At 64.0% G+C, this 22,280-nt stretch carries 20 protein-coding genes; 14 read left to right on the plus strand and 6 right to left on the minus strand.

From position 1 onward, the window contains the following. Window positions 1-324: 324 nt before the first annotated feature. The 3 genes from AC0C6X_RS04680 (at window position 325) to AC0C6X_RS04690 (ending at window position 2,715) form a co-directional block, all read left to right on the plus strand. Window positions 325-642 (plus strand): hypothetical protein, encoded by a 318-nt coding sequence (locus AC0C6X_RS04680; RefSeq protein ID WP_472952056.1) that lies wholly within the window; start codon window positions 325-327, stop codon window positions 640-642. Between the two features lie 43 nt (window positions 643-685). Next, window positions 686-1,339, plus strand: coding sequence for a peptide-methionine (S)-S-oxide reductase MsrA (gene msrA, locus AC0C6X_RS04685; RefSeq protein WP_472952057.1), 654 nt, complete (start codon window positions 686-688; stop codon window positions 1,337-1,339). Window positions 1,340-1,722: 383 nt separating this feature from the next. After that, complete coding sequence (locus tag AC0C6X_RS04690) at window positions 1,723-2,715, plus strand: BMP family lipoprotein (RefSeq protein WP_472952058.1); 993 nt, start codon at window positions 1,723-1,725, stop codon at window positions 2,713-2,715. 84 nt (window positions 2,716-2,799) lie between these two features. On the opposite strand, the gene AC0C6X_RS04695 is transcribed toward AC0C6X_RS04690, so the two are convergent. Further along, complete coding sequence (locus AC0C6X_RS04695; RefSeq protein WP_472952059.1) at window positions 2,800-3,009, minus strand: SlyX family protein; 210 nt, start codon at window positions 3,007-3,009, stop codon at window positions 2,800-2,802. 99 nt (window positions 3,010-3,108) lie between these two features. After that, window positions 3,109-3,846, minus strand: coding sequence for a sulfate transporter family protein (locus tag AC0C6X_RS04700; protein WP_472952061.1), 738 nt, complete (start codon window positions 3,844-3,846; stop codon window positions 3,109-3,111). Between the two features lie 209 nt (window positions 3,847-4,055). Between AC0C6X_RS04700 and AC0C6X_RS04705 the strand changes: the two genes are divergently transcribed. From AC0C6X_RS04705 to AC0C6X_RS04715, 3 genes are read left to right on the plus strand one after another with little or no spacing between them, the layout of a single operon-like run. Then, window positions 4,056-5,417, plus strand: coding sequence for an amidase (locus tag AC0C6X_RS04705; RefSeq protein ID WP_472952062.1), 1,362 nt, complete (start codon window positions 4,056-4,058; stop codon window positions 5,415-5,417). After that, the gene (locus AC0C6X_RS04710) at window positions 5,414-6,325 is read left to right on the plus strand and encodes an ROK family protein (RefSeq protein WP_472952063.1); all 912 of its coding nucleotides are present in this window, start codon (window positions 5,414-5,416) and stop codon (window positions 6,323-6,325) included. Before AC0C6X_RS04705 ends, AC0C6X_RS04710 begins: the two co-directional genes overlap by 4 nt. Further along, complete coding sequence (locus AC0C6X_RS04715) at window positions 6,322-7,047, plus strand: copper homeostasis protein CutC (protein WP_472952065.1); 726 nt, start codon at window positions 6,322-6,324, stop codon at window positions 7,045-7,047. Before AC0C6X_RS04710 ends, AC0C6X_RS04715 begins: the two co-directional genes overlap by 4 nt. A gap of 77 nt (window positions 7,048-7,124) precedes the next feature. On the opposite strand, the gene nagA is transcribed toward AC0C6X_RS04715, so the two are convergent. From nagA to AC0C6X_RS04735, 4 genes are read right to left on the minus strand one after another with little or no spacing between them, the layout of a single operon-like run. Then, complete coding sequence (gene nagA, locus AC0C6X_RS04720; protein WP_173515132.1) at window positions 7,125-8,285, minus strand: N-acetylglucosamine-6-phosphate deacetylase; 1,161 nt, start codon at window positions 8,283-8,285, stop codon at window positions 7,125-7,127. Continuing rightward, on the minus strand, window positions 8,282-9,304 hold the full coding sequence (locus AC0C6X_RS04725; RefSeq protein ID WP_173515131.1) for an SIS domain-containing protein: 1,023 nt from the start codon (window positions 9,302-9,304) through the stop codon (window positions 8,282-8,284). The genes nagA and AC0C6X_RS04725 overlap by 4 nt, the downstream gene beginning before the upstream one ends. Before the next feature lie 28 nt (window positions 9,305-9,332). Beyond that, window positions 9,333-10,097 carry a GntR family transcriptional regulator gene (locus tag AC0C6X_RS04730; RefSeq protein ID WP_173515130.1) on the minus strand — a complete coding sequence of 255 codons (765 nt, stop codon included), beginning with the start codon at window positions 10,095-10,097 and terminating at the stop codon, window positions 9,333-9,335. Beyond that, complete coding sequence (locus tag AC0C6X_RS04735) at window positions 10,094-10,978, minus strand: glucosamine kinase nucleotide-binding domain-containing protein (RefSeq protein ID WP_247960335.1); 885 nt, start codon at window positions 10,976-10,978, stop codon at window positions 10,094-10,096. Before AC0C6X_RS04735 ends, AC0C6X_RS04730 begins: the two co-directional genes overlap by 4 nt. A gap of 199 nt (window positions 10,979-11,177) precedes the next feature. On the opposite strand from AC0C6X_RS04735, the gene AC0C6X_RS04740 reads away from it, so the two are divergent. From AC0C6X_RS04740 to AC0C6X_RS04775, 8 genes are all read left to right on the plus strand, one after another. Then, window positions 11,178-12,092: an N-acetylmuramic acid 6-phosphate etherase gene (locus AC0C6X_RS04740; RefSeq protein WP_472952066.1), complete on the plus strand. Its 915-nt coding sequence runs from the start codon at window positions 11,178-11,180 to the stop codon at window positions 12,090-12,092. A gap of 39 nt (window positions 12,093-12,131) precedes the next feature. Next, window positions 12,132-13,391 carry an ABC transporter substrate-binding protein gene (locus tag AC0C6X_RS04745; protein WP_472952067.1) on the plus strand — a complete coding sequence of 420 codons (1,260 nt, stop codon included), beginning with the start codon at window positions 12,132-12,134 and terminating at the stop codon, window positions 13,389-13,391. Window positions 13,392-13,750: 359 nt separating this feature from the next. Beyond that, window positions 13,751-14,701 (plus strand): carbohydrate ABC transporter permease, encoded by a 951-nt coding sequence (locus tag AC0C6X_RS04750; protein ID WP_472952068.1) that lies wholly within the window; start codon window positions 13,751-13,753, stop codon window positions 14,699-14,701. Between the two features lie 11 nt (window positions 14,702-14,712). Further along, window positions 14,713-15,552, plus strand: a complete 840-nt coding sequence (locus tag AC0C6X_RS04755; protein ID WP_472952070.1) for a carbohydrate ABC transporter permease — start codon at window positions 14,713-14,715, stop codon at window positions 15,550-15,552. After that, on the plus strand, window positions 15,549-16,613 hold the full coding sequence (locus tag AC0C6X_RS04760) for a Gfo/Idh/MocA family protein (protein ID WP_472952071.1): 1,065 nt from the start codon (window positions 15,549-15,551) through the stop codon (window positions 16,611-16,613). Before AC0C6X_RS04755 ends, AC0C6X_RS04760 begins: the two co-directional genes overlap by 4 nt. 12 nt (window positions 16,614-16,625) lie before the next feature. Further along, window positions 16,626-17,627: an ABC transporter ATP-binding protein gene (locus AC0C6X_RS04765; RefSeq protein ID WP_247960341.1), complete on the plus strand. Its 1,002-nt coding sequence runs from the start codon at window positions 16,626-16,628 to the stop codon at window positions 17,625-17,627. A gap of 269 nt (window positions 17,628-17,896) precedes the next feature. Continuing rightward, window positions 17,897-19,108 carry an efflux RND transporter periplasmic adaptor subunit gene (locus tag AC0C6X_RS04770; protein ID WP_472952072.1) on the plus strand — a complete coding sequence of 404 codons (1,212 nt, stop codon included), beginning with the start codon at window positions 17,897-17,899 and terminating at the stop codon, window positions 19,106-19,108. Window positions 19,109-19,117: 9 nt separating this feature from the next. Next, complete coding sequence (locus AC0C6X_RS04775; RefSeq protein ID WP_472952073.1) at window positions 19,118-22,258, plus strand: multidrug efflux RND transporter permease subunit; 3,141 nt, start codon at window positions 19,118-19,120, stop codon at window positions 22,256-22,258. The last annotated feature ends 22 nt before the right edge of the window (window positions 22,259-22,280 follow it).

Consider the following 22,280-nt stretch of genomic DNA (forward strand, 5'->3'; position numbering starts at 1 on the left):
AGCCGGCGTGAACCGGCGGACGCGCGTCTATATACCGATGATTTACCTGGGATCAACTGCTTTCTGACAGATTGTTGACATCTTGTGAAACGAGCGACCCGTCGTCCCCATTGTGCATGCCGGGCGGCACGCTTATCTCTTGTGCCGGGACGAGCATCACGCTCCCGGGCAGGTCCAGATGCCGCATCGGCCAGTGTTCAGATCACCGCATAATTTCGCCGCCGGGCCTTGTCCGAGTCCCGTGCGATCGAGGAAGATGCCGCCGGGCGCCGCGCCTGACCATGACAGCGCGCCAGCCGATGTGACGAAAGGGAATTTAGATCGATGCGGTTTCTACTGAGACTGGCGAGCGCCGTCGTGTTGTTTGCCGCCGTACTTGCGGGCGCCGTCGATGCGATCGAGTCGGTCGCCGCATCGCAGCTGGTCATGACTTCGCTCGGCGACGATCTGGAGGCGCTTGGCGCCGATACGGCGAGCTGGATCCAGTTCGCGCAGCGTTCCGATACGGCGCCGACGATCTGGCATTTGACCCTGCATTGGGTGCTGATGCAGCCGGCCTTCGCCGTGCTGGCACTGCTCGCCCTCGTTCTGTGGATGGTCGGATACAAGAAACGGCCGGCGGCCGGCCGCTTCGCCGCCTGATTTTCGCGGGACTCACCTCCGCACCGACGAAAGGAGTAGGCTGATGTTCCTGATCGACATGTTCAACAAGAAGATGATCATGCCGGATGCGCAGACGGCGCTGCCGGGTCGCGATGAGGCGATCCCGACGGCCGAGACGCATTTCGTTTCCGGCCGGCCGCTGAAGGGCCCCTACCCCGACGGCACGAAGAAGATCCTGCTCGGCATGGGCTGCTTCTGGGGCGCAGAGCGACTGTTCTGGAACATTCCCGGCGTCTATGTCACAGCCGTCGGTTATGCCGGCGGGCTGACGCGGAACCCGACCTATCAGGAGACGACCACCGGGCTCACCGGCCATGCCGAGGTGGTGCTGGTCGTCTATGATCCCGCGAAGGTTCCGCTTGCGACTCTGCTCAAGACCTTCTTCGAGGAGCACGATCCGACCCAGGGCATGCGCCAGGGCAACGATATCGGCACCACCTACCGCTCGGCGATCTATACCTATGACGATGAGCAGTTGGCGGAGGCCAAAGCTGCGCGCACGGCCTTTCAGTCGGCGCTGAAGCACTCCAACCATGGCGGCAGGATCACCACGGAGATCGGCAAGGCTGGCCCGTTCTACTTCGCCGAAGACTATCATCAGCAATATCTGGCGAAGAACCCGAACGGCTATTGCGGCCTGCGCGGCACCGGGGTGAGCTGCCCCATCGGCCACTAGACGACAACATGATCGCTTCGTTTCGGCCAGAGCGGCATGCGGGCAAATAAACAAGCACACATTTCCTCATTCCGCTCGACACCTCGGCACCGCTCTGGGCATCTCGAACGCAAGAGGGATGCCCACAACCCTCAGGCCGCGCCGGATGGGCGCGCACACTTGCCCGCGTCCTCAAAAGCGCAACAGAACCGGTGCCTTACGGGCAGCGGCATCTGTGGCTCAATTTTTACCATCTGAAAAATTTTGAGTGTTTTTTTGCCGTGGCCGTGCAAGGATGCGCCACCCTAGCCCCAAGGAGAAGGGGGTGGGTTCCGCAGACAGGCTTCCGTCAGGGAGCCGGCGGGAGGACCCAATAAGATCAATAGCGACAACAGGGCTGCACGATGAAAAAAACAATTCTCGGTCTCTTTGCCTTTTCGATGATGTCCGCCACGGCATTGGCCGCCGACATCAAGCCGGCGATCATCTACGATCTCGGCGGCAAGTTCGACAAATCCTTCAACGAGGCTGCCTATAACGGCGCCGAGAAGTTCAAGACGGAATCGGGTGTCGAATACCGCGAGTTCGAAATCGCCAACGACGCCCAGCGCGAGCAGGCGCTGCGCCGCTTTGCCAGCGACGGCAACAGCCCGATCGTCATGGCCGGCTTCAACTGGGCAGCTTCGCTCGAGAAGATCGCCCCTGAATATCCGGACACCAAGTTCGCGATCATCGACATGGTCGTCGAAAAGCCGAACGTCAAATCGGTCGTCTTCAAGGAACAGGAAGGCTCCTACCTCGTCGGCGTTCTCGCCGGTCTCGCTTCCAAGTCGAAGACGGTCAGCTTCGTCGGCGGCATGGACGTTCCGCTGATCCACAAGTTCGCCTGCGGTTACGTCGGCGGCGCCAAGTCGACCGGCGCTGACGTCAAGGTTCTCGAAGCCTACACCGGCACGACGCCGGACGCCTGGAACGACCCGGTCAAGGGTGGCGAAATCGCCAAGTCGCAGATTGACCAGGGCGCGGATGTCGTCTACCACGCTGCCGGCGGCACCGGCGTCGGCGTTCTGCAGGCAGCAGCGGATGCTGGCAAGCTTGGCATCGGCGTCGACTCCAACCAGAACGGCCTGCAGCCGGGCAAGGTCCTGACCTCGATGCTGAAGCGCGTCGACGTCGCCGTCTATGAAGCCTTCAAGGCGGCCAAGGACGACAAGTTCGAATTCGGCATTTCCAACCTCGGCCTCAAGGAAGACGGCGTCGGCTATGCGCTCGACGACAACAACAAGGCGCTGATCACGCCCGAGATGCTCGACGCGGTGGAAAAGGTGAAAGCCGAAATCATTGCCGGCAAGGTCGAAGTTCACGACTACATGAGCGACGAGTCCTGCCCCTACTAAGTGCAGCGCTTAGGTAACGAAAAAGGCCGCCGGTTCGTTTGGACCGGCGGCCCTTTTTGTTTGCTCCGGCTTTTGCGGCTGCGCTCAATAGTGCGGCGGCCGTGTGATCGCCGGCGCGTCGAGCGATTGCTCCTCCAGCGTCAGGAAGCGCTCGGTCAGCCGGTCGAGCTTGGCGCGCGTCTGCTCCACCACCTTCCATTGCTCGGCGAGCTGATCGGAAAGCTCGTCGATGGTCTTGGCCTGATGGGCGACCGTTTCTTCGAGATGGGTGATCCGTTCGTCCGTCTTGTTCATCTGTATCACTCCGTCCTGCCATGCGCCGGCCTGCGCGCAGCACAATGGGATTTTGCCGGCAGATTGGCCACAGCCGGCATGATGTCAAGCAAGAGCGTCTCAGGCCTTCGCCGCAGCACTGCCCGACAGCGAAAATCCCGGGTCCTTTGCCGAAAGCCGCTTATGCAGATGCACCATCAGACCGGCGGCAAAGAGCGGCGTCAGCAGGTTGACGACCGGCACCGCCAAAAAGGCCGCAAGCAGAAGGCCGGCGAGGAACACGGTGGAGCGGTGCTTCTCGCGGAAGAGCCGGGCCTCCGCCGGCGCGCGGTAGCGCATCGCCGCGAACTCGAAGAATTCGCGTCCGAGCAGGTAGCCGTTGACCAGAAAGAACGCGACCAGATTGACGCCCGGAACGAGCAGCAGGAAAAGTGCCACCAGGTTGCCGAGGATGACGACGCCGAGGAACTTCACCGAGCCGGCGATCGCCTCGCCGAGCGGCAAAGGCTGGCCCTTGGGCTCGTTCGGATAGTCCCGCTTCTCGATCACCTCGGCAACGTCGTCGAGGAAGAAGCCGGCAATCAGCGCGGTGACGGGCGCGAGCAGCAGAGCAAGCGCGAGCGCCAGCCCGAGGCTTGCAAAGATGCCGAGAACGAACGTCAGCCAGCCGGCCCAGACGGGCGTGCCCGGCATCAGCGTATCGATCCACGGCAGCGCCAGCCAGGTAAACAGTTCGCGCAGGGCAAACCAGAGCGCCACGAGCGCCAGGATCGTCAGGCCCAGCACCTTCCAGAAAACCGACCTCGTCTCGGGCGCAAGCAGATTGGCGAGCGCAAGCCGTACCGCATCCAATATCATCATCGCTCTCCAATGTCGGCCAAGGTTCGATGAGGCATGTAGGCAGATGCGTTACGGCCGACAAGGCGTGCCCGGCCTGCGCATGGTCTTTATGCAAGATTCATGGGTCTCGCCTATGTGGAGCATGGAAAACGCCAAGGGCGACGATATGCTAGGGGATAGGTGCGATTGCCCGTGGCAGGCAATAACGGCGGTACGCGGAGGATGACATGACAGAACAGAAGACACTCGCCAGCCTTTCCGTGCTCGTTCAGAGCGGCAAGCTGGACCCCGTCGACCTCGCCAAGGAAACCTATGCGGCCATAGACGCGCATGGCGACTATGCCATCTTCGTCGAACTGACGACTGAGCGCGCGACGGGCGATGCGGACGCCGCCTCGAAACGCCTCAGGGCGGGACGTTCGCTCGGGCTGCTCGAGGGCCTGCCGGTTGCGTGGAAGGACTTGTTCGACATGGCCGGCAGCGTCACGACCGCCGGCTCGACGGTGTTGCAGGCAGCCGCCCCGGCAAGGAACGATGCTCCGGTCGTCGCCGCCCTTGCCGCCGCCGGCATGGTCAGCGTCGGCCGCACCAATATGAGCGAGTTCGCCTTTTCGGGCCTTGGCATCAACCCGCATTACGGCACGCCGAGGAACCCTGCGGCCACGGACGTCGAACGCATTCCCGGCGGCTCGTCGTCAGGCTCTGCGGTCGCGGTCGCGGCCGGGCTGGTGCCGGCGGCCATCGGTACCGACACCGGTGGCTCCATCCGCATTCCCGCGGCGATGACCGGCATCGTCGGCTACAAGGCGACACGCGGTCGCTACGCGATGAAGGGCGTCTATCCTCTGGCCGAAAGCCTGGATTCGCTTGGGCCGCTTTGCCATACGGTTCAGGATGCGGTCTGGGTCGACGCCGCCATGCATGGGCTGACGGCGCCGACGGTGCGCCGCGCCGACCTCTCCGGTGTCTCGCTGGTGATCCCGGAAACGGTGGTCTTCGACGATGCCGAGACAGAAGTCGTGGAGGCCTTCGAGGATGCCATCCGGCGGCTCGAAAGAGCCGGTGTTGCCATCACCCGCCGCGCCTTCCCGGCCTTTTCGGCGATCTTCGGGCTGATGGCGCGCCATGGCGCCCTGGTGACGGCGGAAGCCTATGCACTTCACCGCGAGCGACTTGCCGGTCCCGAAGCCAATGCCATGGACCCGCGCGTGGTTGCCCGCACCCGGCTCGGCGAGAAGATCACCATGCCCGACTATATCGCCCTGCTCGACGCGCGCGACCAGCTGATCCACGAGACGGTCGATGGCCTGAAGCCGAACGAGCTCATCGCCCATCCGACGCTGCCGCATGTGGCGCCGCCGATCGCGCCGCTGATCGAGGACGACGAGCTGTTCTTCAAGACCAATGCCAAGACGCTCCGCAACACGTCGATCGGCAATTTCCTGGATTTCTGCGGCATCTCCATTCCCTGCGGTACCGGCGCGGCGGAAATGCCCGTCGGCTTCCAGATTGCAGCCCCGCATCACCAGGACGACAGGCTGCTTTCGGTCGCGCTCTCGGCCGAAGCGATCATCCGGGGTGAGGCATGATCGTCTGTTTCGATATCGGTGGTTCGGCGATCAAGGGCGCGATCGTCCATTCGCGCGATCGGATCTTCCCGTTGCCGCGACGGACGACACCGCTCAACAACTTCCGCCAGTTCGTGCAGGTGCTCGAATCGGTGCTCGACGAGGCCGGCGGGCATCCCGCCTGCGTGGCGATCTCGATCACCGGCGTCATCGATCCGGAGACGCGGCGGATCAAATGCGCCAACATCCCCTGCATCGACGGGCGTGAACTGGTCGCCGAGCTGGAAGCGGCGCTGCATCTGCCGGTGAAGATCGCCAATGACGCCGACTGTTTCGCGCTCGCCGAAGCCGGCGCCGGCGCCGGGCGTGGGCATCGTATCGTCTTTGGCGCCATCCTCGGCACCGGGGTCGGCGGCGGCCTGGTGATCGACGGCCGGCTGATCAATGCGGATGGCGGCTTTGCCGGCGAATGGGGACACGGCCCGGCGATCGCGGCGCAGGCCGGTTATCCGCCGATCGCCATTCCGGCCTATGACTGCGGCTGCGGCCAAAAGCGCTGCGTCGATACCGTCGGCGGGGCGCGCGGGCTGGAGCGGCTGCACCAGACCGCGCATGGCAAGACGCTATCGAGCCATGAGATCATCGAGGCCTGGCGGGCGGGCGACGCCGAGGCGAAGCGTACGGTCGAGCTTCTCGTCGATCTCGTCAGCTCGCCGCTGGCGCTCGTCATCAACATCACCGGTGCGACGATCGTGCCGGTCGGCGGCGGCCTTTCCAATTCGGAGGAATTGCTTGCTGAAATCGACGGAGCGGTTCGTAGCCGGATTCTGAGGCAATTCGACCGGCCGCTGGTGGTGCGGGGCGAGTGCCGGGTCGAGCCCGGCCTGATCGGCGCGGCACTGCTCGGACTGGGAGAGGAAAGGGCATGAACGGCATCAAGCTCGAAGTCTGCGTCGATGATGCCGACGGGCTGAATGCGGCCATCGAGGGCGGTGCCGACCGCATCGAGCTCTGCGCGGGGCTTTCCGTCGGCGGCCTGACGCCCAATCCCGGACTGATGGCGCTGGCCGGTCCGCCACCGGTGCCCGTTTACGCGATGATCCGCCCCCGCCCCGGCGATTTCGTGTTCACCGCCGCAGATCTCGACGTCATGCGCCGGGATATCGATGCGGCGCGCGCCGCCGGTCTGGCGGGCGTCGTGCTCGGCGCCTCGCTTGCCGACGGTCGCCTCGATGCCTCAATGCTCATCAAGCTCACCGGCCACGCAGCCGGCCTCGGCATGACGCTACACCGCGCCTTCGATCTGGTGCCGGATTTTGCCGAGGCAATGGAGGTGGCGGTCGAACTCGGCTTCGAGCGCATCCTGACCTCCGGCGGCGCCAAGAGCGCGCCGCAGGCGATCGATCGATTGTCCGAAATCGTCAGTCTCGCCAAGGGCAGGCTGTCGATCATGCCGGGGTCCGGCGTCACTCTCGATACGGTCGATGGCCTTCTCGACCGGCTGACCGTCAGCGAGGTGCATTCCTCCTGCTCCGTTCGCCATCCGGCTCAGGATCGGCGGCTGGTCGAGATGGGCTTCGTCTCGGCCGATCGGCGGCGCACCGATATGGAAACGGTCCGGGCGATGAAGGCGAGGCTTTCGGCGCGCTGAGACAAATGTCACCGGAAATGAAAAGAGCCCCGGACGGGCTTTGCGCTGTCCGGGGCTTTTGCTTGATAGCGTGACGCTCAGGCGGCGTAGACCTGAACGCCGCCAATCCAGGTGGAGCCCATGCCGAGTTCCGGCGTCAGCAGCACGAAATCCGCATCCGCGCCGGGCTTCAGCCGTCCTTTGTGAGTGGCAAGCCCCATGGCATCGGCCGGATAGGCGGAGGCCATGCGCAAGGCTTCCTCCACCGGCAGGCCGAGCTTCTCGTGCACGAAGCGGACCGAGGAGAGCATGTCGATGTCGGCGCCGGCGAGCGTGCCGTCCGCAAGCGTCAGCCGGCCGCCCTCGCGCAAGATCTCGCGGCCGTTCAGCTGGAAGCTGGTCATGTCGGTGCCGATCGGCGACATCGCATCGGTGACGAGGAAGATCTGGCCCGGACCGGTCTTGGCGCGAAGCGCCACGCCCATCGAGGCCGGCTCGACATGGTAACCGTCGGCGATGAGGCCCGCATGCAGCGTCCCGGTGGCAAGCGCGGCGCCGACCACGCCCGGTTCGCGATGACCGAGACCGCTCATGGCGTTGAAGAGGTGGGTCACCGTCCTGGCGCCTGCTTTTGCATAGGCAACGGCCGTCTCGTAGCCGACATCGGTGTGGCCGAGGCTGACGACGACACCAGCATCGGCCAGCGCCCGCACCTGCTCTTTGGTGGCGTTTTCCGGCGCCACCGTTACCATCAAGACGCCGAGCGCTTTCGCGCAATCGAGCATTTCCGCGAGATCGGCGTCGTCCATCGGACGGATCAGTTTCGGATCATGAGCGCCCTTGCGCGCGACCGAGAGATGCGGGCCTTCGAGATGCAGGCCGAGGAAACCGGGCACATGTGCGGCCTTGGCCTGTAGGCCGGCGTGGATGGTGGCGCTTCTGACTTCACGCGTATCGGTGATCAGTGTCGGCAGCAGCGCTGTGGTGCCGAACTTGGCATGCGCCGAACAGATCTGCCGGATGCCCTCGACGCTCGGCTCCTCATTGAGAAGCGCGCCGCCGCCGCCATTGACCTGCAGGTCGATGAAGCCCGGCACGAGCAGCATGCCATGCGCATCGATCCTTTCGGCATCGGCAGGAACGTCGGCCGATGCCACGATCGCCTTGACGCGGCCGGCCTCGATCACGAGGGCACAGCCGTCGTGCCATTCAACGCCGTCGAACAGGCGGGCGCCGGTGAATGCCTTCCTCTCGCTCATCTCGTCTCCGTTACCTTCTTGAGGCTTGCCGGCGCATCGGGGTTGAGACCACGCGAGCGCGACCAGGCTTCCACGAAGCCGTAGAACGGCAGGATCAAGGTCAGCGCGTCCGTGATCGGATGGCCCGTCTCGACGAACGGCAGGCGCTTGGCCTTGGCCGCACGGCTCGAAGTAACATGAACCACTGCGCCTTTTTCCGCCATACCGTCGGCGATGCCGGCGACCGAGGTTTCCGCCGCGTCGCGGGCTGCGAGCGTCAAGACCGGGAACTTGGCGCCGACGAGCGCCACCGGTCCGTGCAGCACTTCCGCCGCGGAATAGGCTTCGGCGTGCATGCCGGAGGTTTCCTTGAACTTCAGCGCCGCCTCGCTGGCAATCGCCAGCGCCGGCCCGCGGCCGAGCACGTAGAGCGACTCCGCCTCGCCGAGATCGTCGGCGAAGGCCTGCCAATCGAGCTTCACCGCCTTGGCAAACTGGTTCGGCAGGTCAGCAACCGCCCGCTTAAGCGCAGCGTCACCGGTCCATTCGCCGAGCACGGCGAGGCCGGCGACGATCGAGTTGACGTAGGACTTGGTCGCGGCAACCGCGATCTCGGGGCCAGCCAGGATGTCGAGCGGATGGGTGCAGGCCTCGGAGATTGGCGAGGGCAGCGTGTTGGTGAGCGCAATCGAGACGGCGCCGGCGTCGGTCGCGGCCTGAGCCATGGCGACGATGTCGGGGCTCTTGCCCGATTGCGAAATCGCGATTGCCGCTGCACTGCCGAGCTTCAGCTTGGCGCCGTAGATCGAGGCGAGCGACGGGCCGAGCGAGGCGACCGGCCGACCGGCCTGCAGTTCGATCGCATATTTGAGGAAGAGCGCCGCGTGGTCGGAAGAGCCGCGGGCGATCGTTACCAGAAAGGCCGGATCCTTGGCGCGCAACGCGGCCCCGGCGGCCTTGAGTTGATCGGCCGAGCGCTCCAGCAGGCGCTGGGCGGCCTCGGGGATCTCGTCGATTTCTCGGCGCATGTTGGTCTGCATGGTCAATTCCTTTCTGCGGGCGGTCGCTCTAGGATTCCGAAAGCGTCAGTTCCGCGACAAAATCATAGGCATCGCCCCGGTAGAGCGAGCGGGTGAATTCGACGACACGTCCCGATGCGAGATAGGAGACGCGTTCGATGGAAAGGCCGGCCGAGCCGACGGCAACGCCGAGCATCGAGGCATCCGGGTCCTTGATGTTGCAGGCGGAGATGCGCTGAACGGCCCGAACCGGACGCGAGCGCGTCTTGTCGAGCGCGGAATAGAGCGACGAGGTGACGGCCTGCGGATCCGGCAGGAACTCGGCCGAGATGCTGGCACGCTCGATTGCGAGCGGCATGTCGTCGGCAATGCGCAGGCGCCCGAGGCGGGCGACCAAGGCATCGGCCGGCAGGCCCAGCGCCATCATCTCGTCCGGCGAAGGATGGAACAGGCCGCGCTCCAGCCAGCGCGCATGGGTATTGAGCCCGCGGCGCGCCATGTCCTCGGTGAAAGAGGTCAGCCGCGACAGCGACTGCTGCACCTTGGATACCGGCTTGACGACGAAGGTGCCGGAACCGTGGCGACGCACCAACAGTCCGTCGCGCACCAGATCGTCCACCGCCTTGCGCACGGTCACACGGCTGATGTTGGCGTAGTCGGCGAGGTCGCGTTCCGGCGGCAAGGCGTCACCGTGATTGAGCTTGCCCGACTGGATCGCCTCTTCGAGCGACTGCCGAAGCTTGAGATAGAGCGGCCCCGCCCCTCCGGACTGCAGGGCATCGAGCGGCAGAATGGATGCGAGCTGATGCGTCATGCGCCTGCCCTCGCCTTTGACCCGAAGCGCTGGGCGGCAAGTGCGACCGCGCCGGTCAACGCGTCCGCTTCCGCCTCGACGAGCAGCGCCCGATGCCGTTCGGCAAGCCAGGGACGATAGAGCGGAGCCAGTCCGCCGAGCAGGCACAGCCGCTCGCATCCCCTGGCAACAACCACGTCGAGCGCCTCATCCACGGTGACCGCTGCGGCTTTCAGGAGCCGCACGGCAACGGGGTCGCCGACGGCAGCGCCTTCGAAGACCCGCGGCGCATAGCGGCCGAACTCGCCCGGCTTGGCAAGGCGGGCGAAATCGACGACATCGCGCGGGTCGTTGTTGAATTCAGCCATGACGCCGTCCGTGATGGCGGAGGCCTCGTGGATATTGTCGAAGGCGAGCAGGCTCTCCTGCAGAAGGGCATGCCCGATGCGCGCGCCGCTGCCGTGATCGCCGATGGTGAAGCCCCAGCCGCCGATATAGCTGACGGCTTCGCCCTGGCGCAGGATATAGATGGTGCCGGTGCCGAGGATGGCGACCGCGCCGTCCTGGTTGCCGAGCGCACCCTGCAGCGCGATCAAACCGTCCGATTCAATGTCCGCGGCAGCGAAGGGCAGACGACGCTTCACGTAATGCACGGCGTCGCCGACATTATGTCCGGCCACACCGACGATCGCCTTCGCGGTGGCAATGCCCTCAGGATCGAGGCCGGCCTCTTCAAATGCAGCGCGCGCGGCTTCGCCAATATTGGCGAGCGCGGTCTCCGGGTCGGTCAGGATGTTGGCGGCGCCGGCCTTGCCGCGCCCGAGAATGCGCCCATCCGCCGTTGCCACGGCCGCCCGGCAGCTCGTCCCGCCACCATCGATTCCAATCAGGTAATTTGTCATGAGCACCTCCGCCCAATGATGATACCAAAAAAATACCAATAACCAAGTCCGAATCCGTCGGCGCTTTCGATTTCGTCGCAATACGTTGAAATTTAAGCACTAATTTGGACATGCAGTTTTTTCAGGCGTCAAAAGTTAAATTCTGCTGGACAATTGGTATTTTTTTGGCATTAATTTCAACCGAGAGGAGACACGACCCATGCCGCCAGCAAAGACCGAAGAGCGTCACGACAACGCCAAGGGCCTGGATCTCATGCATCCGGCGCTGGCGCTGCGGCTGCTCGCATCCGGCCAACAGGCGGCCGCCAAGAGCGTCGATGCGGCCATCGAGTCGATCTCTGCCGCCGCCTCCATCGCCGCCGAAGCACTTTCTTCGGGCCACCGCCTCGCCTATGCCGGCGCCGGCAGTTCCGGCCTGATGGCAATGGCCGATGCGCTCGAGCTGCCCGGCACCTACGGCATTGCCCAGGAGCAGATCGTCATCCTGCTTGCCGGCGGTGCTGCCAGCCTCAGTAATCTTGCCGGCGGCTATGAAGACGATATGGACCTTGCCCGCGAGGATGTGCGCAAGGCCGGCATCGGTGCGGGCGACTGTCTCGTTTCCGTTTCCGCCAGCGGCTCCACCCCTTATGCGCTTGCCGCCGCCGACGAGGCCCGCAAGCTCGGCGCGAAGGTGATCGCCGTCGCGAACAATCCGGGTGCTGCGCTCTTTAGGGATGCCGACGTCTCGATCCTCCTGCAAACGCCGCCGGAAGTGGTCTCCGGCTCGACCCGCATGGGCGCCGGCACGGCACAGAAGATCGCCTTCAACATGTTCTCGACGCTGGTCGGCATCCATCTCGGCCACGTGCTCGACGGCCATATGGTCAACCTGCGCGCCGACAATATCAAGCTGCACGGCCGCGCCATCCGCATCGTCACCGACATTACCGGCGTCAGCGCCGCCGAGGCCGGCCGGCTGATCAACATGGCCTCAGGTTCGGTCAAGGTCGCGATCCTTCTCGCCTCTGGCGCGAAGGACGTGGCGGCTGCCGAGGCCGCGCTGAAAGAGGCCAAACAGAACCTGCGCCGGGCGATCGACATCGTCTCGGCCAAAATGAACTCTGGGATCTGAACCGCGCCAAAGCGGCGCCTATAAAAAGGGAGAACCTGCATGACCCGTACAACAATCAAAGGCCTGCTGCTCGCTTCGAGCATTCTCGGCACGGCCGGTCTGGCGCACGCCGAGGACGTGACGCTGACGATCGAAAGCTGGCGCAACGACGACCTGGCGATCTGGCAGGAAAAGCTGATCCCGGCCTTCGAGGCGAAGAACCCGGGCATCAAGGTCAAGTTCGCCCCGACGGCGCCGACCGAATACAACGCGGCGCTGAACGCCAAGCTCGACGCCGGGTCCGCCGGCGACCTCATCACCTGCCGCCCGTTCGACACCTCACTCGAACTTTACAACAAGAAGCTCCTCGCCGACCTGACCGCGCTGCCGGGCATGGAAAACTTCTCCGACGTCGCGAAGGCCGCCTGGACGACAGACGATGGCAAGACGACGTTCTGCGTGCCGATGGCTTCGGTCATCCACGGCTTCATCTACAACAAGGACGCCTTCGACCAGCTCGGCGTCCAGGTGCCGACGACGGAAGCCGAGTTCTTCGCCGCGCTCGACAAGATCAAGGCCGACGGCAACTACATCCCGATGGCGATGGGCACCAAGGATCTCTGGGAAGCCGCAACCATGGGCTACCAGAATATCGGCCCGACCTATTGGAAGGGTGAAGAGGGCCGTGCTGCCCTCATCAAGGGCGAACAGAAGCTGACCGACGAGCCGTGGGTCGAGCCCTACCGCGTCCTTGCCAAGTGGAAGGACTACCTCGGCGACGGCTTCGAAGCCCAGACCTATCCGGACAGCCAGAACCTCTTCACGCTTGGCCGTGCCGCGATCTATCCGGCCGGCTCCTGGGAGATCGGCCTGTTCAACACCCAGGCACAGTTCAAGATGGGCGCCTTCCCGCCGCCGGTCAAAAATGCCGGCGACACCTGCTATATCTCGGACCACAACGACATCGGCATCGGCCTCAATGCCAAGAGCGCCCATGCGGAACAGGCCAAGACCTTCCTGACCTGGGTCGCTTCGCCGGAGTTCGCCGAGATCTATGCCAACGCGCTGCCGGGCTTCTTCAGCCTCAATTCGACGCCGGTGAAGATGACTGATCCACTTGCTCAGGAATTCGTCTCCTGGCGCGAAAAGTGCAAGCCGACGATCCGCTCGACCTACCAGATCCTGGCGCGCGGCACGCCGAACCTGGAGAACGAAACCTGGGTCGAATCGGCCAACGTGATCAACGGCACGGATACGCCCGAGGCTGCTGCCGAGAAGCTGCAGAAGGGTCTCGACAGCTGGTACAAGCCAGCGAAGTAAAACGTAAGCGCAACAGGTTCCCTCCCCTTCGGGGGAGGGTCGGCCCTACGGCAGGCTCCCGTGTCCCTTCCGGACGCAGAATGGTCGCCGTAGCACTTTGAAGGCTGCATGTTTGTCCTTGGGACATTTGCAGCAAGGCCGGGCGGGGCGGCATGCCGCATGAGGCACTCCCCCAGCCGCAGCGTCAAAGGCCTCCCTTCGTGGGAGGCCACCGACGCAGTCGTTTGCAAAAGAACGCGATAGACTTAACCTTCGTCATGAAGCCCAAAACGGGCAGATGGCACACGGCGAGACCGGCCGTGTGGCGTCGGTGCGCATCGTGATTGTCTGGGACCGGTCTTCTAGAAACGGATGGACCAATGAGTGACGCTCTTTCAGTGCAAGACGGACAGCCGACCGCAAGGCGGCCGAAGCGCTGGCACATCCTCGTTTTCCTGCTGCCGGCCTTCCTGATCTACTCGGCGGTGATGATCCTGCCGCTGATCGAAACGCTCCGGCTCTCGCTGTTCAACACGGTGGACGGCCAGCCGGCCTTCGTCGGGCTCGCCAACTTCCAGACATTGTTCGGCGACGAGCGCTGGGCCCACGACTTCTGGAACGCGCTGAAGAACAATGTCATCTTCTTCATCATCCACATGTGCGTGCAGAACCCGATCGGTGTCGCGCTCGCCGCGATGCTGTCGATCCCGAAGCTGCGCTTCGTCACCTTCTACCGCACGGCAATCTTCCTGCCGACGCTCTTGTCCTTCGTCATCGTCGGCTTCATCTGGAAGCTGATCCTGTCGCCGATCTGGGGCGTGGCGCCCGGGATGCTCGATCTCGTCGGCCTGAAGTCGCTGTTTGCGCCCTGGCTCGGCAAGCCCGGTTCGGCGCTCATCGCCGTGTCGCTGATCTCGGTCTGGCAATATATCGGCATTCCGATGATGCTGATCTATGCCGCCCTCCTCAACATCCCGGATGAGGTGATCGAAGCGGCCGAATGCGACGGCGTCACCGGCTGGAGCCAGTTCTGGAAGATCAAGCTGCCGCTAATCCTGCCGGCCATCGGCATCATCTCGATCCTGACCTTCGTCGGCAACTTCAACGCCTTCGACCTGATCTACACGGTCCAAGGTGCGCTTGCTGGCCCCGATGGGTCGACCGACATCCTCGGCACGCTCCTCTACCGCACCTTCTTCGGTTTCCAGCTCCAGCTCGGTGACCGCTCCATGGGCGCGACGATCGCGACGGTGATGTTCCTGATCATTCTCGCCGGCGTCTCGCTCTACCTCTTCGTCATCCAGCGCCGCATGCGCCGCTACCAGTTCTGAGGAGATCGGAGATGTCGAAAGCACGCAATTCCATCTTCCGCACCGGCTTCGTGCATGTGGCGCTGATCGCCTACACGCTTGTGTCGCTGTTCCCGGTGTTCCTGACGATCATCAACTCGTTCAAGGATCGCAACGCGATCTTCCGGGCACCGTTGACGATCCCGACACCGCAGACCTTCAGCCTGATCGGATATGAAACCGTCCTCGGCCAGGGGGATTTCGCCACCTATTTCCAGAACAGCTTCATCGTCACGATCGTCTCGATCGCGCTGGTGCTGCTCTTCGGCGCGATGGCCGCCTTCGCACTGTCGGAGTACCGCTTCCGCGGCAATACGGTCATGGGCCTCTATCTCGCGATCGGCATCATGATCCCGATCCGTCTCGGCACCGTCGCCATTCTCCAGGGCATGGTGGCCGCCAACCTGGTCAACACGCTGACGGCGCTGATCCTGGTCTATACGGCGCAAGGCCTGCCGCTGGCGATCTTCATTCTCTCGGAGTTCATGCGAACGGTTTCGGATGATCTCAAGAACGCCGGACGCATCGATGGACTGTCGGAATACGCGATCTTCTTCCGCCTGGTGCTGCCGCTGGTACGACCGGCCATGGCGACGGTTGCGGTCTTCACGATGATCCCGATCTGGAACGACCTCTGGTTCCCGTTGATCCTCGCGCCGGCGGAAGCAACCAAGACCGTGACGCTCGGCTCGCAGATCTTCATCGGCCAGTTCGTCACCAACTGGAACGCGGTGCTGGCGGCGCTCTCGCTCGCCATCCTTCCGGTCCTCGTTCTCTACGTCATCTTCTCGCGGCAACTGATCCGCGGCATCACGGCAGGAGCAGTCAAGTGAGCGCAAGCAGCAAACCGGTCCGGGTCCTCGTCGCGGGACTCGGCAACATGGGGCGCAGCCACGCGCTCGCCTATCACAACAATCCCGGCTTCGAGATCGTCGGCCTCGTCAACCGTTCGAAGGTGCCGCTGCCGGAGGAGCTCCGCGGCTATGAGATCCATCCGGATTTCAAGACGGCGCTTGCCGAGCTGAAGCCGGAGCTCTGCTCGATCTGCACCTATTCCGACAGCCACGCCGACTACGCGGTGATGGCCTTCGAAGCCGGTGCCGACGTCTTTGTCGAGAAGCCGCTGGCAACCACCGTGGCCGATGCCGAGCGCGTCGTCGCGGCTGCGAAGAAGCACGGCCGCAAGCTGGTGATCGGTTACATCCTTCGCCATCATCCCTCGTGGATCCGGCTGATTGCCGAAGCCCGCAAGCTCGGTGGTCCCTACGTCTTCCGCATGAACCTGAACCAGCAGTCGAGCGGCCCGACCTGGGAAACCCACAAGTCGCTGATGCAGACGACGCCGCCGATCGTCGACTGCGGCGTGCACTATGTCGACGTCATGTGCCAGATCACCGACGCCAAGCCGGTGGAAGTGCGTGGCATGGGCCTGCGCCTCTCGGACGAGATCGCCCCCGACATGTACAATTACGGCCACCTGCAGGTGATCTTCGAGGATGGTTCGACCGGCTGGTACGAAGCCGGCTGGGGGCCGATGATCTCGGAGACTGCCTTCTTCGTGAAGGACGTGATGTCGCCGAAGGGATCGGTGTCGATCGTGATGGATCCTAATGCGAAGTCCGACGATATCGACACGCATACCAAGACGGCGGTCATCCGCGTGCACAGTGCCGAAACCGGCCCGGACGGGCGGTTCCTCAGGGCTGACGAGGATCTGAAGATGGACGGCGAGCCCGGCCACCAGGAACTCTGCGACCGCGAGCAGGCCTATGTCCTGAAGGCCATTCGCGAAGACATCGACCTCGACCGTCACATGAACGACGCCGTCCAATCGCTGCGCATCTGCCTCGCCGCAGATGAAAGCGTACGTACCGGCAGACCAGTCAAACTCTAAGGGGGCAACCAGGTGGGATCGCTTCAACTCAAATCCATCCGCAAGGCCTATGGTAGCCATGAGGTTCTGAAGGGCATCGACCTCGAGGTAAAGGACGGCGAGTTCGTCATCTTCGTCGGCCCGTCCGGCTGCGGCAAGTCGACCTTGCTGCGCACCATCGCCGGCCTCGAAGACGCGACCTCTGGCAGCGTGCAGATCGACGGCACCGAAGTCGGACACGTGGCGCCGGCCAAACGCGGCATCGCCATGGTGTTTCAGTCCTATGCGCTCTATCCGCACCTGACGGTGAAGGACAATATGGGGCTCGGCCTGAAGCAGGCGGGCGCCCCGAAGGCTGAGATCGACAAGAAGGTCAACAAGGCGGCCGGCATGTTGTCGCTGGAGCCCTATCTCGCCCGGCGCCCGGCCGAGCTGTCGGGCGGCCAACGGCAGCGCGTGGCAATCGGCCGCGCGATCGTGCGCGAACCGAAGCTCTTCCTGTTCGACGAGCCGCTTTCCAACCTCGACGCGGCACTGCGCGTCAACACCCGTCTCGAGATTGCGAGGCTGCATCGCAGCCTGAAGGCAACGATGATCTACGTGACCCACGACCAGGTGGAGGCGATGACGCTCGCCGACAAGATCGTCGTCTTGAACGCCGGCAAGATCGAGCAGATCGGCTCGCCGATGGATCTCTACAACCGCCCCGCCAACGTCTTCGTCGCCGGCTTTATCGGCTCGCCGCAGATGAACTTCATCGAGGGCGCGCGGCTCGGCGACGCCGGCGCCAAGACGATCGGCATCCGGCCCGAGCACATGGCGCTTTCGCGCGAGAGCGGCGACTGGAAAGGCAAGGTGATCCACGTCGAACACCTCGGCGCCGACACGATCGTCTACATCGATTCCGAACAGGCCGGCACCATCACCGTCCGCCTCTTCGGCGAGCATCGCTACGCACCTGACGACATCGTCTATGCGACGCCGATGGTCGGCAGCATGCATCGTTTCGGCGACGACGACCGCGTTCTCGCCTGATCCATCTTGGGGCCGGCGCCCCATCACAGCTGCGTGAAAATCAGCCGCCACAGGGACTAACCCCCTGTGGCGGCTGATTTATTTTTTGACCCGACCTGGCGCATCACGCTGTTGCACTGCAACGCGAATTAACATACATTTGTGTTTGTATATTAGCTTTCCGGTATTTGCCGAACCTGATACCGGTTCCGCTCCCCTTCACTTCCGGACCGCACGGGCACCTTGCGAGATGCATCCGTTGCCTGCGGTCACCGAATATGGACATCGCTATGCGCATGAACCGACCGACACTGGCCGCCGCCTTGGCAACTGTGATTCTTCTTTCCGGCTGCCAGAAAGAGGAAGCACAACAGGGCGCTGCCGCATTCCCACCGTCCGCCGTCGCGGTCTTCACGACCAAGGCCGAAACGCTGCCGATCACCAACGAGTTGCCCGGCCGCATCGCCGCGACCCGGGTCGCAGAGGTCCGCCCGCGCGTCTCCGGCATCGTTGTCGAGCGCGTCTTCCAGCAGGGCTCCAAGGTCAATGCGGGTGACGTGCTCTACCGCATCGATCCGGCTCCCTTCCGCGTGCAGGTCGAAAAGGCCGAGGCAACGCTGCGGCGCGCCCATTCCATCCGCGTCCAGGCGCAGCAGAAGGCCGACCGCCAGGAGCAGCTCAAGAAGGCGAATGTCGTCGCCGCGCAGCAGTTCGACGACGCGGCCGCCCTGCTCGCAACCGCCGACGCCGATGTCGCGATCGCCGAGGCCGGCCTCGCGGCAGCCAAGCTCGACCTGCAATATGCCGACGTGACGGCGCCGATCAGCGGCCGCATCGGCCGCGCGCTGATCACCGAAGGCGCCCTCGTCAGCACCAATGGCTCGGAAAATCTCGCGACAATCCAACAACTCGATCCGCTCTATGCCGACTTCACCCAGTCGGCGACCGACCTCATTCGCCTGCGCAAGGCGCTCGAGGACGGCAAGATGATGAGCGGTGACGGCGAAGAAGCCGAAGTGCGGCTCGTGCTCGACGACGGCACGGCCTACGAGCACAAGGGCAAGCTCCTGTTCTCCGAAGCGGCCGTCGATACGACGACCGGCCAGGTGACCCTGCGCGGCGAATTCCCGAACCCGGACAACGACCTGCTTCCGGGCATGTATGTCCGCGTGCTGGTGCAGCAGGGCGTCGAGAAGGACGCGATCACCGTTCCGCAGCAGGCCGTCCAGCGCAACAATGCCGGCCAGTCGCAGGTCTATGTCGTAGGCGCCGACAACAAGGTCGAGTTCCGCAACGTGACGCTCGGCCGCACGATCGGCACCCGCTGGCAGGTGACCGCCGGCCTCAAGGCCGGCGAGAAGGTCATCGTCGAAGGCTTCCAGAAGATCGGCCCCGGCGCACCGGTCGAGCCGACGGACTGGAACCCGGAGGCCAAGCCTGTGGCGCAAGCGGCGCAGACGACGGCATCTGCCGACGAGAAGCCGGCCGAAGTTACAAAGTGAGTTTGATTGATGCCTAGTTTTTTCATCGACAGGCCTATCTTTGCCTGGGTGGTGGCGATCTTCATCATGGTCGCCGGCGTCATTGCGATCCCGCTTCTGCCGGTATCGCAATATCCCGACGTCGCGCCGCCGCAGATCTCCATCAACACGAGCTACCCCGGCGCTTCGTCGCAGGACACCTATCAGAGCGTCACCCGACTGATCGAAGACGAGCTGAACGGCGTCGAAGGCCTGCTCTACTTCGAATCGACCTCGAGCGCCTCCGGTTCGGTCGAAATCAGCGCCACTTTCGCGCCCGGCACCGATCCGGGACAGGCGGCGGTCGACATCCAGAACCGCGTTCGCCGCGTCGAGCCGCGCCTGCCCGATTCGGTCAAGCGCCAGGGCGTCCAGGTCGATGAGGCCGGCTCCGGCTTCCTGATGATCGTGGCCCTGACTTCGACCGACGGCTCGATGGATGCCATCGGTCTCGGCGACTATCTGAGCCGCAACGTTCTGAGCGAAATCCAGCGCGTGCCCGGCGTCGGCCGTGCGCAGCTCTTCGCCACCGAGCGCTCGATGCGCGTCTGGCTCGATCCGGACAAGATGCTGGGCCTCAACCTGACGGCCGCCGACGTGACGGCTGCGATCACGGCGCAGAACGCCCAGATCGCCTCCGGCTCGATCGGCGCCCAGCCGAACCCGATCACCCAGCAGATCAGCGCGCCCGTCGTCGTCAAGGGCCAGTTGGAGAGCGCCGAAGAGTTCGGCGCAATCGTGCTTCGCGCCAATCCGGACGGTTCGTCCGTTCGCCTGCGCGACGTCGCCCGCATCGAGATCGGCGGCGAAAGCTACGCCTTCTCGACGCGGCTGAACGGCAAGCCCTCGGCGGCGATCGCCGTCCAGCTCTCGCCGAGCGGCAACGCCATGTCGACCTCCGCGGCGATCAAGGCGCGCATGGACGAACTGGCGAAGTTCTTCCCGCAGGGCCTCGAATATTCGGTTCCCTACGACACCTCGCCCTTCGTCGCCGTTTCGATCGAGAAAGTGCTTTCGACGCTCGTCGAAGCGGTGGCACTGGTATTCATCGTGATGTTCCTGTTCCTGCAGAACATCCGCTACACCATCATCCCGACGCTCGTCGTACCGGTCGCCCTGCTCGGCACCTGCGCCGTTATGCTGGCGATGGGCTTCTCGATCAACGTTCTGACCATGTTCGGCATGGTGCTGGCGATCGGTATCCTCGTCGACGATGCGATCATCGTCGTCGAAAACGTCGAGCGCATCATGTCCGAGGAAGGGCTGACACCGAAGGAAGCGACCCGCAAGGCAATGAGGCAGATCACCGGCGCGGTCATCGGCATCACGCTGGTACTCGCCTCCGTGTTCATTCCGATGGCCTTCTTCCCGGGTGCGGTCGGCGTGATCTATCGCCAGTTCTCGCTGACGATGGTCGTCTCGATCCTGTTCTCGGCGCTTCTTGCGCTGTCGCTGACCCCGGCACTCTGCGCGAGCTTCCTGAAGCAGGTGCCGAAGGGCCACCACCATGCCAAGCGCGGCTTCTTCGGCTGGTTCAACCGCAGCTTCGACAAGACCTCGCACGGCTATAGCGGCATCGTGAAGCGCCTAGTGCACCGGACCGGTCGCTACATGATCGTCTATGTCGCCGTGCTCGCCGGCCTCGGCTGGCTGTTCATGAAGCTGCCGTCGTCGTTCCTCCCGGACGAAGACCAGGGCTTCGTGATCGTCATGATGCAGCTGCCGTCGGAAGCGACGGGCAACCGCACGACCGAGGTGGTGGAGCAGGCCGAGAAGATCTTCGGCCAGGAACCGGCCGTCGAACGCATCATCGCGATCAACGGCTTCTCCTTCTTCGGCACCGGCCAGAACGCAGCGCTCGCCTTCGTGACGCTCAAGGACTGGAAAGAACGGGACGCCAACAACGCCGCGCAGTCGATCGCCATGCGTGCGACGATGGCGATGAGCCAGATCAAGGACGCGATCAGCTTCGCGCTGTCGCCGCCGGCGATCCAGGGCCTCGGCACCACGGGCGGCTTCTCGTTCCGTCTGCAGGACCGCGGCGGTCTCGGCCAGGCGGCATTGTCGCAGGCCCGCGACCAGCTTCTCGGCATGGCGGCGGAGAGCAAGGTGCTCTCAGGCGTGCGCTTCGAGGGCATGCCGGACGCGGCCCAGGTCAGCGTCAACATCGACCGCGAGAAGGCCAACACCTTCGGTGTGACCTTCGCCGACATCAACTCGACGATCTCGACCAACCTCGGCTCGTCCTATGTCAACGACTTCCCCAATGCCGGGCGCATGCAGCGGGTGACGGTGCAGGCGGACGAAGGTCAGCGCATGCAGACCGCCGACCTGCTGAACCTGAACGTCCGCAATGCCAATGGCGGCATGGTGCCGCTGTCGGCCTTCGCGACGGTGGAATGGGTCAAGGCGTCGACGCAGACGATCGGCTACAACGGCTATCCCTCGGTCCGTATCAGCGGCGAGGCGGCGCCCGGCTACTCGTCCGGTGACGCGATCACCGAGATGCAGCGTCTCGCCGGGCAGCTTCCGGCTGGCTTCGGCTACGAATGGACAGGGCAGTCGCTGCAGGAAATCCAGTCCGGCACCCAGGCGCCTCTCTTGATCGCGCTGTCGTGCCTCCTGGTGTTCCTGTGCCTTGCGGCGCTCTACGAGAGCTGGTCGATCCCGGTTGCGGTGATCATGGTCGTTCCGCTTGGCGTCATCGGCGCCGTGCTGGCGGTCACCATGCGTGACATGCCGAACGACGTGTACTTCAAGGTGGGCCTGATCGCGATCATCGGCCTTTCGGCGAAGAACGCGATCCTGATCATCGAGTTCGCCAAGGAACTGCGCGAGCAGGGCAAGTCGCTGATCGACGCGACGCTGGAGGCGGCACATCTTCGCTTCCGGCCGATCCTGATGACGTCGCTGGCCTTCACGCTCGGCGTTCTGCCGCTGGCGATCGCCACGGGCGCCAGCTCCGGCAGCCAGCGCGCCATCGGCACGGGCGTCATGGGCGGGATGATCTCGGCAACGGTGCTGGCCATCTTCTTCGTTCCGGTCTTCTTCGTGTTCGTCACGAAGATTTTCGGACGAAAGAAGGTGGAAAACACACCGGCAGCCGCAGAAAACCTGACGCCCGCCGAATAACATGACAACAGACGGCCCGCCG

It is taken from the genome of Ensifer sp. VA4, from assembly GCF_055710065.1.

Excerpts from the sequence above, each read along its gene's own strand:
- AC0C6X_RS04680 (WP_472952056.1), top strand. The coding sequence starts at position 325 with ATGCGGTTTCTACTGAGACTGGCGAGCGCCGTCGTGTTGTTTGCCGCC.
- msrA (WP_472952057.1), top strand. The coding sequence starts at position 686 with ATGTTCCTGATCGACATGTTCAACAAGAAGATGATCATGCCGGATGCG.
- AC0C6X_RS04690 (WP_472952058.1), top strand. The coding sequence starts at position 1,723 with ATGAAAAAAACAATTCTCGGTCTCTTTGCCTTTTCGATGATGTCCGCC.
- AC0C6X_RS04695 (WP_472952059.1), bottom strand. The coding sequence starts at position 3,009 with ATGAACAAGACGGACGAACGGATCACCCATCTCGAAGAAACGGTCGCC.
- AC0C6X_RS04700 (WP_472952061.1), bottom strand. The coding sequence starts at position 3,846 with ATGATATTGGATGCGGTACGGCTTGCGCTCGCCAATCTGCTTGCGCCC.
- AC0C6X_RS04705 (WP_472952062.1), top strand. The coding sequence starts at position 4,056 with ATGACAGAACAGAAGACACTCGCCAGCCTTTCCGTGCTCGTTCAGAGC.
- AC0C6X_RS04710 (WP_472952063.1), top strand. The coding sequence starts at position 5,414 with ATGATCGTCTGTTTCGATATCGGTGGTTCGGCGATCAAGGGCGCGATC.
- AC0C6X_RS04715 (WP_472952065.1), top strand. The coding sequence starts at position 6,322 with ATGAACGGCATCAAGCTCGAAGTCTGCGTCGATGATGCCGACGGGCTG.
- nagA (WP_173515132.1), bottom strand. The coding sequence starts at position 8,285 with ATGAGCGAGAGGAAGGCATTCACCGGCGCCCGCCTGTTCGACGGCGTT.
- AC0C6X_RS04725 (WP_173515131.1), bottom strand. The coding sequence starts at position 9,304 with ATGCAGACCAACATGCGCCGAGAAATCGACGAGATCCCCGAGGCCGCC.
- AC0C6X_RS04730 (WP_173515130.1), bottom strand. The coding sequence starts at position 10,097 with ATGACGCATCAGCTCGCATCCATTCTGCCGCTCGATGCCCTGCAGTCC.
- AC0C6X_RS04735 (WP_247960335.1), bottom strand. The coding sequence starts at position 10,978 with ATGACAAATTACCTGATTGGAATCGATGGTGGCGGGACGAGCTGCCGG.
- AC0C6X_RS04740 (WP_472952066.1), top strand. The coding sequence starts at position 11,178 with ATGCCGCCAGCAAAGACCGAAGAGCGTCACGACAACGCCAAGGGCCTG.
- AC0C6X_RS04745 (WP_472952067.1), top strand. The coding sequence starts at position 12,132 with ATGACCCGTACAACAATCAAAGGCCTGCTGCTCGCTTCGAGCATTCTC.
- AC0C6X_RS04750 (WP_472952068.1), top strand. The coding sequence starts at position 13,751 with ATGAGTGACGCTCTTTCAGTGCAAGACGGACAGCCGACCGCAAGGCGG.
- AC0C6X_RS04755 (WP_472952070.1), top strand. The coding sequence starts at position 14,713 with ATGTCGAAAGCACGCAATTCCATCTTCCGCACCGGCTTCGTGCATGTG.
- AC0C6X_RS04770 (WP_472952072.1), top strand. The coding sequence starts at position 17,897 with ATGCGCATGAACCGACCGACACTGGCCGCCGCCTTGGCAACTGTGATT.
- AC0C6X_RS04775 (WP_472952073.1), top strand. The coding sequence starts at position 19,118 with ATGCCTAGTTTTTTCATCGACAGGCCTATCTTTGCCTGGGTGGTGGCG.